The sequence below is a fragment of the Ruegeria sp. THAF33 genome (assembly GCF_009363615.1).
Taxonomy (GTDB): Bacteria; Pseudomonadota; Alphaproteobacteria; order Rhodobacterales; family Rhodobacteraceae; genus Ruegeria.
In genome coordinates this window covers 158,306-172,288 of sequence record NZ_CP045385.1, presented here as the reverse complement: position 1 = coordinate 172,288, position 13,983 = coordinate 158,306, and the positions used below count along the sequence as shown (strand labels likewise).

General features: G+C 57.8%; 12 protein-coding genes. 11 read left to right on the top strand and 1 reads right to left on the bottom strand.

The genetic code is table 11. The annotated features are described in order from the left end of the window. Window positions 1-6: 6 nt before the first annotated feature. The 10 genes from hisD to FIU92_RS17980 all read left to right on the top strand — a co-directional run bounded on the left by hisD (window position 7) and on the right by FIU92_RS17980 (window position 9,455). Window positions 7-1,338: a histidinol dehydrogenase gene (gene hisD, locus FIU92_RS18025; protein WP_152460105.1), complete on the top strand. Its 1,332-nt coding sequence runs from the start codon at window positions 7-9 to the stop codon at window positions 1,336-1,338. Then, a complete protein-coding gene (locus FIU92_RS18020; RefSeq protein WP_152460104.1) occupies window positions 1,335-2,387 on the top strand; it encodes an ester cyclase in 1,053 nt (350 codons plus the stop codon). Before hisD ends, FIU92_RS18020 begins: the two co-directional genes overlap by 4 nt. Continuing rightward, the gene (locus FIU92_RS18015) at window positions 2,387-3,151 is read left to right on the top strand and encodes an SDR family NAD(P)-dependent oxidoreductase (protein ID WP_152460103.1); all 765 of its coding nucleotides are present in this window, start codon (window positions 2,387-2,389) and stop codon (window positions 3,149-3,151) included. The genes FIU92_RS18020 and FIU92_RS18015 overlap by 1 nt, the downstream gene beginning before the upstream one ends. Further along, window positions 3,148-4,194, top strand: coding sequence for a LacI family DNA-binding transcriptional regulator (locus FIU92_RS18010; RefSeq protein WP_152460102.1), 1,047 nt, complete (start codon window positions 3,148-3,150; stop codon window positions 4,192-4,194). The genes FIU92_RS18015 and FIU92_RS18010 overlap by 4 nt, the downstream gene beginning before the upstream one ends. After that, entirely contained in the window at window positions 4,191-5,180 is a 990-nt protein-coding gene (locus tag FIU92_RS18005) for an ester cyclase (RefSeq protein ID WP_152460101.1), read from the top strand. Before FIU92_RS18010 ends, FIU92_RS18005 begins: the two co-directional genes overlap by 4 nt. A gap of 191 nt (window positions 5,181-5,371) precedes the next feature. Further along, window positions 5,372-6,337: a cupin gene (locus FIU92_RS18000; protein WP_152460100.1), complete on the top strand. Its 966-nt coding sequence runs from the start codon at window positions 5,372-5,374 to the stop codon at window positions 6,335-6,337. Then, the gene (locus FIU92_RS17995) at window positions 6,334-6,936 is read left to right on the top strand and encodes a trans-aconitate 2-methyltransferase (protein ID WP_152460099.1); all 603 of its coding nucleotides are present in this window, start codon (window positions 6,334-6,336) and stop codon (window positions 6,934-6,936) included. The genes FIU92_RS18000 and FIU92_RS17995 overlap by 4 nt, the downstream gene beginning before the upstream one ends. Before the next feature lie 10 nt (window positions 6,937-6,946). Beyond that, window positions 6,947-8,071 carry a cobalamin-independent methionine synthase II family protein gene (locus tag FIU92_RS17990; RefSeq protein WP_152460098.1) on the top strand — a complete coding sequence of 375 codons (1,125 nt, stop codon included), beginning with the start codon at window positions 6,947-6,949 and terminating at the stop codon, window positions 8,069-8,071. Continuing rightward, entirely contained in the window at window positions 8,068-8,763 is a 696-nt protein-coding gene (locus tag FIU92_RS17985; protein ID WP_152460097.1) for an alpha/beta fold hydrolase, read from the top strand. The genes FIU92_RS17990 and FIU92_RS17985 overlap by 4 nt, the downstream gene beginning before the upstream one ends. Continuing rightward, a complete protein-coding gene (locus tag FIU92_RS17980) occupies window positions 8,760-9,455 on the top strand; it encodes an RraA family protein (RefSeq protein ID WP_152460096.1) in 696 nt (231 codons plus the stop codon). Before FIU92_RS17985 ends, FIU92_RS17980 begins: the two co-directional genes overlap by 4 nt. 280 nt (window positions 9,456-9,735) lie before the next feature. Here FIU92_RS17980 and FIU92_RS17975 read toward each other — a convergent pair whose 3' ends face one another. Further along, window positions 9,736-13,197, bottom strand: coding sequence for an indolepyruvate ferredoxin oxidoreductase family protein (locus tag FIU92_RS17975; RefSeq protein ID WP_152460095.1), 3,462 nt, complete (start codon window positions 13,195-13,197; stop codon window positions 9,736-9,738). A gap of 127 nt (window positions 13,198-13,324) precedes the next feature. Between FIU92_RS17975 and FIU92_RS17970 the strand changes: the two genes are divergently transcribed. Continuing rightward, window positions 13,325-13,792: an Lrp/AsnC family transcriptional regulator gene (locus FIU92_RS17970; protein WP_152460623.1), complete on the top strand. Its 468-nt coding sequence runs from the start codon at window positions 13,325-13,327 to the stop codon at window positions 13,790-13,792. Window positions 13,793-13,983: the final 191 nt, after the last annotated feature.

The window sequence follows — 13,983 nt, the reverse complement described above, 5'->3', positions numbered from 1 at the left end:
GGAAAGATGGCAATCGAGTATCTTAAACGCGGCAAATCCGATGCGGATCGGGCGGAAGATGATGCCAAGACCCGTGCCGTGGTTGAAGCGACGCTGAAAGACATCGAAACCCGTGGGGATTCCGCGGTGCGCGAGCTGAGTGAGAAGTTCGACAACTACTCACCTGCCTCGTTCCGCCTGAGCCAGCAGGAAATTGATGACCTGATCGGGCAATTGTCCGATCGTGAGCTGGCCGATATCAAATTCGCGCAGGAACAGGTGCGCAACTTTGCGCAGGCGCAGCGGGATTCAATGCTGGACATCGAGGTCGAAACCCTGCCCGGTGTCATTCTGGGGCATAAGAACATCCCGGTGCAATCCGTGGGTTGCTATGTTCCGGGCGGCAAATTCCCGATGGTCGCCTCGGCGCATATGTCGGTGGCGACCGCTTCGGTCGCCGGTGTTCCGCGCATCATCGCCTGCACGCCCCCGTTTCAGGGCAAACCCAATGCAGCGGTAATTGCCGCCATGCACTTGGGTGGCGCGCATGAGATCTATGTCATGGGCGGCATTCAGGCCATCGGGGCCATGGCATTGGGCACCGAAACAATCGATCCGGTTCACATGCTTGTTGGCCCCGGCAACGCCTTTGTCGCGGAAGCCAAACGTCAGTTGTTCGGTCGTGTCGGGATCGATCTTTTTGCAGGGCCGACCGAAACGATGGTCATTGCCGACGAGACCGCCGCAGATGCGGAGCTGTGCGCAACCGATCTGCTGGGGCAGGCCGAGCATGGATACAACAGCCCCTGCGTTCTGCTGACCAACTCACGCAATCTGGCCAATGACACCCTGGCCGAGGTAGACCGGCTGCTGGGCATCCTGCCAACCGCAGATACCGCAAGGGTGTCGTGGGACGAATATGGTGAGGTGATCGTTTGCGACACTTATGATGAGATGTTGCAGGTTGCCGATGACATCGCCTCGGAACATGTACAGGTGATGACCGACCGAGACGACTGGTTCCTTGAAAACATGACCTGCTATGGGGCGTTGTTCCTTGGGCCGCGCACCAATGTTTCGAACGGGGACAAGGTGATTGGCACAAACCACACGCTGCCCACCAAAAAAGCCGGGCGTTACACGGGTGGTCTTTGGGTTGGTAAATACCTGAAGACGCACAGCTATCAAAAAGTTCTGACCAATGAGGCCGCGACGCTGATCGGCGAGTATGGCTCGCGCCTGTGCATGCTTGAAGGGTTCGTTGGCCACGCGGAACAATGCAACGTTCGTGTGCGCCGATATGGCGGAATCAATGTGCCCTACGGTGCGCCGGCGCCTTACCGGGACGCTGCTGAATGAGTGACAAACACACACATCACAAGGCCCTGATCGAACCGCTCAGGGCTGCGATGTACGATTTCGATGAGGCCAGCGTACGCCGGGCTTTGGCGGAGGTCACGTCACCGGATGCCGTGTTCCGTCTGTGTCATCCCTTTGGGGACAGCGTCGGCAGTGATGCGTTCTATGACACTGGCTACAAAGACTTACTGGCGGCCTGGCCCGATCTTGAACGACGGGATTACATCGTCATGGCCGGCCCGGATGAGTTCGGCGCAGATTGGGTCGGATGTGGTGGGTATTACACCGGTGTTTTCACCGGCCCCTGGCTGGACATCCCGCCGACGGGTCATCAAGTCACGATGCGGTTTCATGAATTTTACCGCTTCGAAAACGGCAAGATCGTCGAGATGCAGGCCCTTTGGGACATCCCCGAAGTCATGATGCAGGCGAGTGCCTGGCCGATGGCGCCAAGTCTGGGCCGTGAATGGCATGTCCCCGGCCCTGCCACCCAGGACGGGTTTGTCCCCGGCCCTTATGATGAAGCCAAGGGCAAACAGACCTGCCAGCATATCATCGACATGCTGGAGCATCTCAAGAAACACCCGTCCCAAGGCGGCCCCGAAGTGATGGAGATGGAACGGTTCTGGCACCCGCGCATGAACTGGTACGGCCCTTCGGGCATCGGCACCGGGCGCGGGTACGCGGGGTTCCGAAATTGGCATCAGATCCCATTTCTGAACGGTATGCCGGATCGCGGGCAGTTCGTGGACGACATCACCTATCACTTCTTCGGTGACGGGGAATATGCAGCTGTGACGGGCTGGCCCAACATGATCCAGACCGTCACAGACGATGGTTGGATGGGCATCGCTCCGTCAGGCAAGAAGATCACCATGCGCAGCCTCGATTTCTGGCGTTTGGAAAACGGCAGGATCCGGGAAAACTGGGTGCTGGTTGATTTGCTGGATGCCTACCGGCAGCTTGGCGTTGACGTCTTTGCCCGCCTGCGGGAATTCAACAAGGCCCGCAATTTGGGCCGTATTGAAATACCGGATGGAATGCGCTGATGACGGAATTGCCACGCACCCCTTCGTTTTCTCTGAACGGAAAATCAGCCCTCGTTACCGGAGCCTCGTCGGGTATCGGTCAGGGTTGTGCGGTGGCTTTGGCCGAGGCAGGCGCGCATGTTGTTTGTGCGGCCAGAGGGGCGGACCGGTTGAACGACACCGTCTCCGCCTTGCGAGATCACGGCTGGTCGGCCGAAGCGCTTGTGATGGATCAGGGTGATCTGGATGCCCTGAAACAGCTTTTCGATCACCGCACTTTCGATATCGTGGTGAATTCAGCGGGCGTGGCGCGCCACAGCGCGGCCATCGAAACCACGCCCGATGACTTTGATGTTGTCACCAACGTCAATTTGCGTTCGGCCTACTTCTTATCGGCCTACGCCGCCCGCGCTTTGATCTTGGCAGGAAAGCCGGGATCGATCATCCACATCTCCAGCCAGATGGGGCATGTCGGCGGTGTCGACCGGGCGCTTTATTGTGCGACCAAACATGGGCTTGAGGGCATGGTCAAATCCATGGCCATCGAATGGGGCAAACAGGGCATTCGGATCAACACTGTCTGCCCGACTTTCATCAAAACGCCCCTGACCCAATCCACTTTCGACAATCCTGAACGCGCCGCGTGGATCATGGAAAAGATCAAGTTGGACCGGGTCGGAGAGGTCGAAGACATCATGGGCGCGGTGCGTTATCTCGCGTCAGACGCCTCTGCACTGGTTACCGGCACGTCAATGCTTATCGACGGGGGTTGGACAGCAGATTGATGGCCGAAAAAGTAACATCCCTTCAGGTCGCCCAACTGGCTGGTGTCAGCCAGTCCGCCGTCAGCCGCGTATTCACGCCCGGCGCGTCCGTCAGCAAAAAGACCGAAGAGAAGGTGCGCAAAGCCGCTGCTGAACTGGGCTATCGTCCAAACGTTCTGGCCCGCGCCATGGTGTCCGGGAAAAGCCGGATTATCGGTTTGGTGGTAGGCTACCTGGATAACTATTTTTATCCGGAAGCGCTCGAGAAGCTGTCCAACGCCCTTCAGGAGCAAGGCTATCACGTGCTGATCTTCATGGCCTCACGATCGGCCGGGAACATCGACGATGTGATGGAAGAGATTCTTGATTATCAGGTGGATGGCGTCATCCTGGCCTCGGTGCCCATGTCGTCGGATATCGCCATGCGCTGCCAACAGGCCGGGGTGCCAGTGGTGCTGTTCAACCGCAGCCAGGACATCGAGGGCATCACCACGGTCACGTCCGACAACTATGCCGGGGGCCGCAAAGTCGCGGAATTTCTGCTAGCCGGTGGGCACCAACGGATTGCCTATATCGCAGGTTGGCAAGGGGCCTCGACGCAGCGGGACCGCGAAGCCGGGTATCGCGCCGCACTGGCCGAGGCCGGGCAGGAACTGTTTGCTCATGAAGTAGGGGAGTTTCACACGGAAAACGCCCGTACAGCAGCCCGTCGGATGTTCGATGTCGCCCCTGAACGACGGCCGGATGCCGTATTTGTGGCCAATGATCACATGGCATTGGCGGCGATGGATGTGATCCGTTTTGAACTTGGCCTGCGCGTCCCCGAGGATGTCTCGGTCGTGGGTTATGATGACGTGCCGCCGGCCGGTTGGCCGGCTTACAATTTGACAACGATCCGGCAGCGGGCCAACCTTATGGTAGCCGAAACCGTTGCCGCACTTTTCGAACATATCGACACCCCGGCGAAAGCCGAACCGCGCAAAGTGGCCATTGATGGACCACTGGTTGTGCGGACCTCGGCCCGATTGCCAAAGGGGTGGGCCCCACAAAGGACAGAGACATGAAAGGCTTCGATCCGAAATTCCGGGATTTTCCGGACTATATCATCGGCATCACCAAAGAGATCTGGGAAGATCGGGGGATCGCCACGCTGCATGAGTATTACAGCGATGACATCGTCGTCCGTTCGCCTGGTTCGGTTGTTTTGGGCAATCAGAATGTCATTGGGGCCACAATGGCAACGCTTGCCGAGTTTCCGGATCGGCAGCTGCTGGGCGAAGACGTGATTTGGTCCGGCACACCGGAAGAGGGCATGTTGAGCTCTCATCGGATCATTTCAACGGCCACGCATTTGGCCGAGGGTGTCTATGGCAAGCCCACCGGCACCAAGCTGAGTTACCGGATTCTTGCGGATTGTCACGCCATCGACAATCAGATCAACGATGAATGGCTGATCCGCGATCAGGGCGCGATTGTGCGCCAGATGGGCTGGGATCCCAAAGAATACGCCGCTGATCTGATTGCCCGGGAAGGCGGCAAAGAGAACTGCGTCAAACCTCTGACGCCCGAAATCGATCAGCCTGGACCATACAAAGGCCATGGGAATGACAATGAATGGGGGCAGCGCTACGCCGACATTCTGACGCGGATCATGAACGCAGATATGGGCGTGATCGGTTCAGAATATGACCGCGCTGTTCAGTCAGAATATGTGGGTGGCGTAACAGGGCATGGCTGGCAGGCCATCGACCGCTTCTGGATGGGTCTGCGGGCGAGTTTTCCGAATGCGGAATTCAAGATCGAGCATCAGATCGGGCGAGATGACCCCGATATGCCTCCGCGTGCGGCAATTCGCTGGAGCCTTTGGGGCAAGCATGACGGCTGGGGCGTGTTTGGCGCGCCGAGTGGTGCGCAGGTTTATGTCCTCGGGATCAGCCACGCTGAATTCGGCGCGCTTATTACAGGGCAGCCGCAGTTGCGCCGTGAATACACCCTGTTCGATGAAACCTCGGTCTGGAAGCAGATCCTGTTGCAGAACGGCGAGGTCTGAGTGGGCCGCCCGGTCTCATATCGCATCCTGTCGGGCGGTCTGTCCGAGCCCCGGACCGTTCGGCTTTTCCATATGTACCGTCAAAGCCTGAGGGCGCGGCGACTGAACCTGCGCCCGCCTGGAAAGTAAGGGCCTGTCCTATTTGGGCACACGAGCTTTCTTTCCAAAAACGCTAAATCGGATCGTACGTCATGACAAAATCATCCATCCCTTCCCGCATAGTCCGCTATGGCGAGCTTCAACCCTGTAAAACCGCTTTTATCGATGCCCATACTCCCGGCAGCGACCAGAAAGAGAACTTCACGATAATCGGCGGCGGCGTCTCGGAATCTCCGGACCAGCATGTCCACATCACGGACAAGATCGGTTTCAACATCGGAGCGGCCGGGCAGCCGCCGAAATGCCGCAACTCACTGCACAGCCACACCACGGCCGAGGTCTTTTTCGTTGCCAAGGGTCGTTGGCGGTTTTTCTGGGGCCGCTATGGTACGGCCGGGGAATTCATCGCCGAGGAAGGAGACATCTTCAACATTCCAACGGGTATTTTCCGGGGCTTTGAGAATGTCGGCCAGGATTACGGAATGATCATGTCGATCCTGGGCGGAGACGATGCGGGTGGCGGCGTCACCTGGGCGCCTCAGGTGATCGAAGATGCACAGGCACATGGTCTGATGCTGGGCGACAATGGCGTTCTGTACGACTCCAAACTGGGCCAGGAACTGCCGCACAATGTCCGCCCGATGCCTTTGCTGACCGAAGAACAGCTGAAAAGCTATCCCGAAGTTCCTGTCGAAGATGTGGTCGGCAAATACGTTGCGCGGTATTGGGATCTGATGGCGTTGTCGGCCAAAAAGCCCGCAAAGGTGATTGGCGAAAACGCGTTGATCAAGGACAAACCCGGATTCGAGGTCGATTTTCTGGGGCGCGGGTCCGCAGTGACCCAACCGATCGCTGCCAAGAAACCAGTGGTTCTGATGCCGGCCAGCGGTCACTGGCGTGTTTCGATTGACGGGTACGAGACTACGATCTCGGTGGGCGACACGGCCTTGGTTCTTCCCGGCGAAACCTATGGCGTTCAGCCATCCATGACCGGACAGGCGGGCATGTACCGCATCACCGCAACCGATGACCCGGCAGGAGCGACCTGGACAGGATGAACGCGGACCCGAATGACACCCACGCCGTTTATGAACGGCAGGCGACCGAATATGACAGGCGCCGTTCCAAGGCCCTGTTCGAAGCGCGCTGGTTGGCGCGCTTCACGGCCAGCCTGAAGCCGGGTGACCGCGTATTGGACCTGGGCTGTGGCTCGGGCGACCCCATCGCACGCTGGTTCATGGCCGAAGGGTTTGACGTCACGGGTATCGATTTTTCCGACGCCATGCTTGCCATTGCCCGCGAACGTTGGCCCGATGGCGACTGGCGCAACGCGGATATGCGGAGTTTTGAACTGGATCAACAGTTCGACGGCATCATTGCCTGGAACAGCTTTTTCCACCTTACAGCGGACGAGCAGAAAGACTGTATCGCCCGGATGGCGCGCCATTTGCGGCCCAAGGGAATGCTCATGCTGACCGTCGGACCTCGTGCCGGAGAGGTCAGCGGCACGGTGGGATCAGAGCTTGTCTACCACGCGTCGCTGTCCCCGGCCGGTTACGCCGGATGTCTTGAGAAAAACGGGCTGCAAATGACCGGATACCTGGCCGAAGATCCAGAAGCCCAAAGCCACACGATCCTGATGGCACGAAAAATTTAAGGAGGTCCCCATGACCGTAAAAACAACACATGTTGGCTCTCTGCCCCGAACGCAGGACGTCGTGGATTTTATTTTTGCCCGCGAAAACGGCGAACCTTACGACACAGGCGCCTTTGATACCTGCATGGCCAACGCCGTGGCCGAAACGGTGCGCAAACAGGTCGAAGCCGGTGTTGATATCGTCAGCGACGGCGAAACTTCGAAAATCTCCTATGCGACCTATGTCAAAGATCGCTACACCGGGTTTTCGGGCGACAGCCCTCGTAACGCGCCGGCAGACTTGAAGATGTTTCCCGGCTTTCTGCAAAGACTGGCCGATGACGGCGGTACCCCACAATACGCAAGGCCGATGTGCACGGGTGAGGTGCGATCAAAAGGGCAAGGCGAGTTACAAAAGGACATCGCCAACCTAAAGGCGGCCATGTCTCGACACGGGGCCGAGCGCGGCTTCGTGAATGCCGCGTCTCCCGGAGTGATCTCGTTGTTTTTGCAGAATGATTTCTACCCTACGCGAGAGGCTTATCTGGCAGCGTTGGCCGACGCGATGAAGGACGAATACGAAACCATCGTCGCCGCCGGGTTGGACCTGCAACTGGATTGCCCCGATCTTGCCCTGTCGCGCCACATGCTGTTCACCGACCTGTCGGATGAGGCGTTCATCAAAATTGCCGACATGCATGTCGAGGCCCTGAACCATGCGCTTCAGAACGTCCCGCAGGATCGGGTACGGGTACATATCTGCTGGGGCAACTACGAAGGCCCGCATTGCTGCGACATCGCCATGGACAAGGTCTTCAGCACCCTGATGGCGACCAAGTCGCGCTATGTCCTGTTCGAAACGTCCAATCCGCGGCATGCCCATGAATGGACTGTTTTCCGGGACCGCAAGGCCGAGATTCCCGAAGACAAGGTTCTGGTGCCCGGCGTGGTCGACACCACGACCAATTTCGTCGAACATCCCGAACTTGTGGCCCAACGGATTGACCGGTTCACGGAAATCGTGGGACCGGACCGGGTGATCGCGGGCAGCGATTGCGGCTTTGGCACTTTTGCGGGTTTCGGCGCCGTCGATCCCCAGATCGCCTATGCCAAGCTGGCGGCGTTGTCCGAAGGGGCAAAGCTGGCTTCGGCATGAAACCTCTGATCTTGTTGCCGGGCATGATGTGTGATGCCCGGCTTTTTGGCCCTCAGATCAATGCTCTGTCGGGCAGAATGCCCGTGATGACCTTTCCGTTGTCTCATCACGACAGCATAGAGGCCATGGCCCGGGATATTCTCGGGAATGCGCCGCCGGTCTTCGCGCTGGCCGGGCTGTCCATGGGGGGTATCGTGGCGATGGAGGTAACGCGCCAAGCCCCCGAACGTGTTTCGCGTCTGGCCTTGCTTGACACCAATCCACTGGCGGAAAAGCCAGAGGTAAAAGCGCGTCGTACGCCGCAGATGTCCGTCGTGCGCAACGGTCAGCTGAGGACCGTGATGCGTGACGAGATGAAGCCCGGTTATCTAGCTGACGGACCGAACCGGGGGGCGATTCTGGATCTGTGCATGGCAATGGCCACCGACCTGGGCCCTGACGTTTTCATACGTCAGTCCAAGGCACTTATGAACCGACCGGACCAAAGCGAGACACTGACAGCTTATACCGGAAAGGCTCTGGTCTTGTGCGGGCATGAAGACCGGCTTTGCCCAGTTGAACGCCACCGACTTATGCATGACCTGCTGCCACGAAGCGCGCTTGAGATCATCGGCGACGCGGGCCATCTCCCGACATTGGAACAACCTGAAAAAACAACAGCGGCGCTGTCCCGCTGGCTGGAGGACACATGACACCGTCCCTTTTGTCTTTGCTTCGTAAAGTCGATACGCCAACTGTCTGCAATGCCATCGAGGTGGCACAGGGCAGGCGCGGGTTCGACAGGTTCACGCGCGGCACCATGCTAAGCTCGGCCCCCGAAGGGCCTGCCATAGTCGGCTATGCGCGCACCGCCAAAATTGCTGCGGTCAATCCCCCGACCGAGCCGCCCGACATCATCAAAGCCCGACGTATGGCCTATTACAAGTACATGGCCGAAGCACCCGGCCCTTCAATCGCCGTGATCGAGGATCTGGATTACCCAGATTGCATCGGCGCTTATTGGGGTGAGATCAATACGACGGTTCACAAGGGTTTCGGCATGTCCGGCGCTCTGACCAACGGTGTCATGCGGGATCTCGGGGATTTGCCCCAAGGGTTCCCGGTTGTCGCTGGTTCCATCGGACCGAGTCATGGTTTCGTCCACGTCCGCGAGATTGACACTCAAGTTTCGATTTTTGGTCTGACAGTTGAGCCCGGTGATCTGGTTCACGCCGATCGTCATGGCGCATTGGTCATACCGAATGATGTCGTTGATCAATTGGAAGGTGCAGTCCAAAAGCTTTTGGCGACAGAACGTATTGTTCTGGACGCAGCCCGCAAGCCCGCGTTTGATTTCGAAGCATTTGAAACCGCTTGGGCTGCCTTTGAAAAAGCAAGGGTCTGATCGCAGCAAGCGGGGACAATGAACGCCGACTGGGCGAAAAGCACTTACAAGTCCTTTGCTCGTCAACCCAGAGCAAGACGGCCTTTGCCAACGCAATGCCCGTGACGAAAGGTTACCCACATCTGTCTGTCCGGTGGCGGCGCCGCGCCGCTGCCGGTGACGCCCGAACGAAAACCGGACCGTTTCAGACAGCAGTCCAATACTCCGGAGTGTGCGGGGCTTCAGATCCGTTCAGCCCCGCATACAATCCGCGTTTCCAGACAGGTTCCGGAAAGAACAATCAAACCTTGTGAGAAGCGGCGCCCTGCGCATCCCTTCGCTGTTCTCCGATCACGTTCAGCATGGCATCTACATCTGCACGTACGGTTTGCGTTGCCGCTTCGCGCACCGGGCCAAAACCGCGGATATCCAGCGGCGCTGACAGGATTTTCAGGCAGATTTCCGCCTCCAGCTCGGGGCTGGCTTTTTCAATGCGATCCAAGACAGCCAGAAACCAGGCCAGAGTTTCGTTTTCAAGCTTGCGGTCCTTTGAAAACCGGAATGGATCAAGCCAGCCGCCGCGAAGCCTGCGTGCACGCGAAAGGAGCCGCAAAACGGGGGTCATCCAACCACCATAGCTTCGCTTGCGCGGTCGCCCGCGAGCATCCTTGCGACCGCTCAGAACCGGTGGCGCGAGGTGATATTTGATCCGAAAATCCCCTTCGAACTCGGACCGCAATTGTTTCTCGAATTGTTGCGATGTCAGCAACCGAGCAACCTCGTATTCGTCCTTGATTGCCATGAGGCGAAACAGGGATTTTGCCGCAAGCGAAAGCGCTTCCTCGCGTATCTGGTCAGGCAGTGATGCTGACAGACGGATCAGGCGATCCCGGTACTGTTGCGCATAAGCGTCATCGTGATAGGTCGCCAATTCATCGGACCGGTAATCGATTATCTGCTGCGATGTTTCTTGCGAAAAGCTCTTCTCCTTCGCATTCAGCCTCTGCGGGTTTGCAGCGATCACCCGCCCCAGATCAAAGGCCATTATGTTGGCCTCGATCGCGGCTCCATTGAGCTTGATCGCCTGTTTGATTGCAACCTCACTGATCGGAATGTTCCCCAGCTGCCACGCGACACCAAACAGCAAGGTATTGGCAAAGACCGAATCCCCCAGCAAATCCACGGCCAACTGGTTTGCATCCAACGCGAAGACATTTTCTTCGCCGACGGTCCGGCGTATCAGCGCTTCTCGTTCGTCGACCTTGAGCTGGGCATCGCGGTGCAGAACAAGGTCGCCTGTTGGCATTTCCGCACGGTTCAGTACAACTTTTGTGCCCTTGCGATAGTGAACCGAGGCTTTGGGCGCCGAAGACACGACCACGTCACACCCGATGACGGCGTCGGCGCTTTTGGCCTCAATTCGGACCTGATTGATTTCTTCGGGCGTGCGGGCAATGCGAACATAGCCGACAACCGTACCGAATTTCTGGGCGAACCCGGTGAAATCCAGCACGCTGGCGCCTTTGCCTTCCAAATGCGCCGCCATCGTCAGAACGGCGCCCACCGTTACGACACCGGTGCCGCCGACCCCACCGACCAAAAGATCGTACGGCGCGTGCAGGTCAGGAAGCTGCGGGTCGGGAACCTTGGCAAGAAGCGACGGGATATCCAGTTTCTGCCTGGGTTCCTTTCGCCGCACCGCCCCTTCCACGGTAATGAAACTGGGGCAAAACCCGTTCAGGCAGGAAAAGTCCTTGTTGCACGAGTTCAGGTTGACCTTTCGCTTGCGGCCCAGTGGGGTTTCCAGGGGTTCGATACTCAGACAGTTGCTTTCGACCGAGCAATCGCCGCAGCCTTCGCACACCGCGGGGTTGATGAAAGCAAACCGCTTGGGGTCTTCTGTTTTGCCACGCTTGCGGCGACGACGTTTCTCGGTGGCGCAGGTCTGCTCGTAAATCAAAACCGTCACACCTTGGATTTCACGCAGCTCACGCTGCACGGCATCCATCTCTTCCCGGGGGTGAAAGCTCGTTCGTGCCGGAAAATCGCTGGAATCGAACTTCGTTATATCGTCTGAAACCAAGGCGATCCGGTCGACACCTTCCGCGCGGCAGGTCTGGGCGATCCCGGAAACGCTGATAGGGCCATCAACAGGCTGCCCCCCCGTCATTGCCACTGCGTCATTGTACAGGATCTTGTAAGTGATGTTCGTACCCGCTGCCACGGCCTGGCGAATGGCAAGCGACCCGGAATGATACCAAGTGCCCTCGCCAAGGTTTTGAAAGATATGTTTGTTGCCATTGAATTTCGAGGCAACAACATGCGGCACACCTTCGCCCCCCATCTGCGCATAACCGACCGTGTTGCGGTTCATCCAACTTGCCATCACGTGACAGCCGATGCCTGACGCAGCCATGCTTCCATCGGGGACTTTGGTGGATGTGTTGTGGGGACAACCCGAGCAAAAATACGGAGCCCTGACCGCACCCGGAACATTCAGAACGGATGGCGGTTCGTCCGTCAGCGCCTTCGCCTTTTCCAGAAATCCCTCTTCCGGAAAAAAACGGTCGAGTCGCTCTGCAACGACCGGAACCAGGTTCAACGGGCTCAACTCTCCGGTCCAGGGAATCAACGGATCACCCGCTGCGCGGTGTTTTCCGACCATCTTTTCGGGCTTGTCCCCCGGCCAGTCATAGAAATATTCCTTGAACTGGCTTTCAATGATCCCGCGTTTTTCCTCGACGACCAGCACCTCTTTTTTGCCACGGACGAAAGACAACGCATCGCGCCGCGCCAAAGGCCAAACCATCCCCACCTTGTAGATGTCGATGCCCAAACGGCGGCATCCGCTTTCGTCGAGCCCCAGAAGACGCAGCACTTCCATCAGGTCCAGATGGCTTTTGCCCGTTGTGACAATCCCGAATGGGGCATCCTTGATGTCATAGATGCGCCGGTCGATCGGGTTCGCCTCGACAAAAGCCTCGACTGCCCGCAACTTGTGTTCGATCCGCGTCTCGATGGCCGGGCTTGGCAAATCGGCGCTGCGCACGTGCAAGCCGCCCGGCGGCAGATCTATTTCCGGCAAGGTAAATTTACGGTCCGGCTTCAACCGCACGGATTGCCCGCTTTCCACGGTTTCCGAAATCGCCTTGAACCCGACCCAGGTGCCCGAGTATCGGCTCAGCGCGATCCCGTATTCACCGAACTCCAGGTATTCAGCCACGTTGGCCGGGTTCAGCGTTGGCATGAACCAGGTCATGAAGGCGACGTCGGACTGATGCGGCATTGAAGAAGACACGCAGCCATGATCGTCACCCGCGACAACCAGAACCCCGCCCTTCGGCGACGAGCCATAGGCATTGCCATGGCGCAACGCGTCCCCTGAACGGTCAACTCCGGGGCCCTTCCCGTACCACATCGAAAACACGCCCTCGACCTCACAATCGGGATCAAGCGAGGCCTGCTGGGCACCAAGAACCGCTGTGGCGCCGAGGTCTTCGTTTACAGCCGGCATGAATGTGATCCTGGCCGCCTCGGTTTCCTCTTTCGCTCGCCATAGCTCCAGATCCAAACCACCAAGAGGAGACCCCCGATATCCGGAGATGAACCCGGCCGTGTTGTTTCCCGCTGCTGCGTCCCTGCGGGCCTGGTCCAACATGATGCGCACCAGAGCTTGCGTTCCCGTCAGGAAAACACGACCCTCTGAGGCTTTGTATCGGTCCGACAGGGCGTAAGTATCGAATTTCAGGGACTGGTCAGTCATGGATGCCTCGCCTTTTCTGGGTATTTTACCGGAATCCTTTGAGGAATCTGTTCTAGCTTCCCGCTATTTCCGGATATTTTTGAAAAATCCTCTCTTCTTTTGTCGCATTTTGGGGTATTTTTCTCGAATGCTTCTCGACTCACGTGACTGCCAACTTCTCGCGCTGCTTCAAAAGGATTGCCGCATCTCAAATGCTGACCTTGCAGAACGGGTGGGCATGTCATCCTCTGCCTGTTGGCGTCGAATCCGCGTGTTTGAAGAGGCCGGCCTGATTTCGCAGTACCGTGCCGAATTGTCGCCTGAACACGCCGGGCTTTCGTTTCAGGCCCTGGTGCATGTTCATCTGACCCGGCACAATCCGGAACATCTTGAACGCTTCATTGCAGCGATCGAGAAGCGCCCGGAAGTTATGGAATGCTACGCAACGACCGGGCAGGCAGATTACCACATGCGGGTGATCTGCAAGGATATCGGGGCTTACAACGTTTTTCTTGAAGAATTCCTGTTTCGCCTGCCGGCGGTGGAAAGCGCGCAAACAAATGTCGTTCTGCGCGAAATCAAACGCAGTAACGCCCTGCCCATTCCTTCCTGTTGAGATCGGTTCCTGGGTGGGACTTGCCGTCCGGTATCGGCTTTGTTGCTAAGCTTTGAACGCACCAAGCAAAAGTTCCACTCGAACATGTTCCCAAGCTACGATTTGGCCCGCCAAACTCCACGGAATTGATGTTCATAGAATTTTTCAAGGATCAGGTCTGGGAACGCCCCCAAAAACCGTCGCGCAATTCA

Excerpts from the sequence above, each read along its gene's own strand:
- FIU92_RS18005 (WP_152460101.1), top strand. The coding sequence starts at position 4,191 with ATGAAAGGCTTCGATCCGAAATTCCGGGATTTTCCGGACTATATCATC.
- FIU92_RS17990 (WP_152460098.1), top strand. The coding sequence starts at position 6,947 with ATGACCGTAAAAACAACACATGTTGGCTCTCTGCCCCGAACGCAGGAC.
- FIU92_RS17970 (WP_152460623.1), top strand. The coding sequence starts at position 13,325 with ATGCTTCTCGACTCACGTGACTGCCAACTTCTCGCGCTGCTTCAAAAG.
- FIU92_RS17980 (WP_152460096.1), top strand. The coding sequence starts at position 8,760 with ATGACACCGTCCCTTTTGTCTTTGCTTCGTAAAGTCGATACGCCAACT.
- FIU92_RS18020 (WP_152460104.1), top strand. The coding sequence starts at position 1,335 with ATGAGTGACAAACACACACATCACAAGGCCCTGATCGAACCGCTCAGG.
- FIU92_RS17975 (WP_152460095.1), bottom strand. The coding sequence starts at position 13,197 with ATGACTGACCAGTCCCTGAAATTCGATACTTACGCCCTGTCGGACCGA.
- FIU92_RS18000 (WP_152460100.1), top strand. The coding sequence starts at position 5,372 with ATGACAAAATCATCCATCCCTTCCCGCATAGTCCGCTATGGCGAGCTT.
- hisD (WP_152460105.1), top strand. The coding sequence starts at position 7 with ATGGCAATCGAGTATCTTAAACGCGGCAAATCCGATGCGGATCGGGCG.
- FIU92_RS18015 (WP_152460103.1), top strand. The coding sequence starts at position 2,387 with ATGACGGAATTGCCACGCACCCCTTCGTTTTCTCTGAACGGAAAATCA.
- FIU92_RS17985 (WP_152460097.1), top strand. The coding sequence starts at position 8,068 with ATGAAACCTCTGATCTTGTTGCCGGGCATGATGTGTGATGCCCGGCTT.
- FIU92_RS17995 (WP_152460099.1), top strand. The coding sequence starts at position 6,334 with ATGAACGCGGACCCGAATGACACCCACGCCGTTTATGAACGGCAGGCG.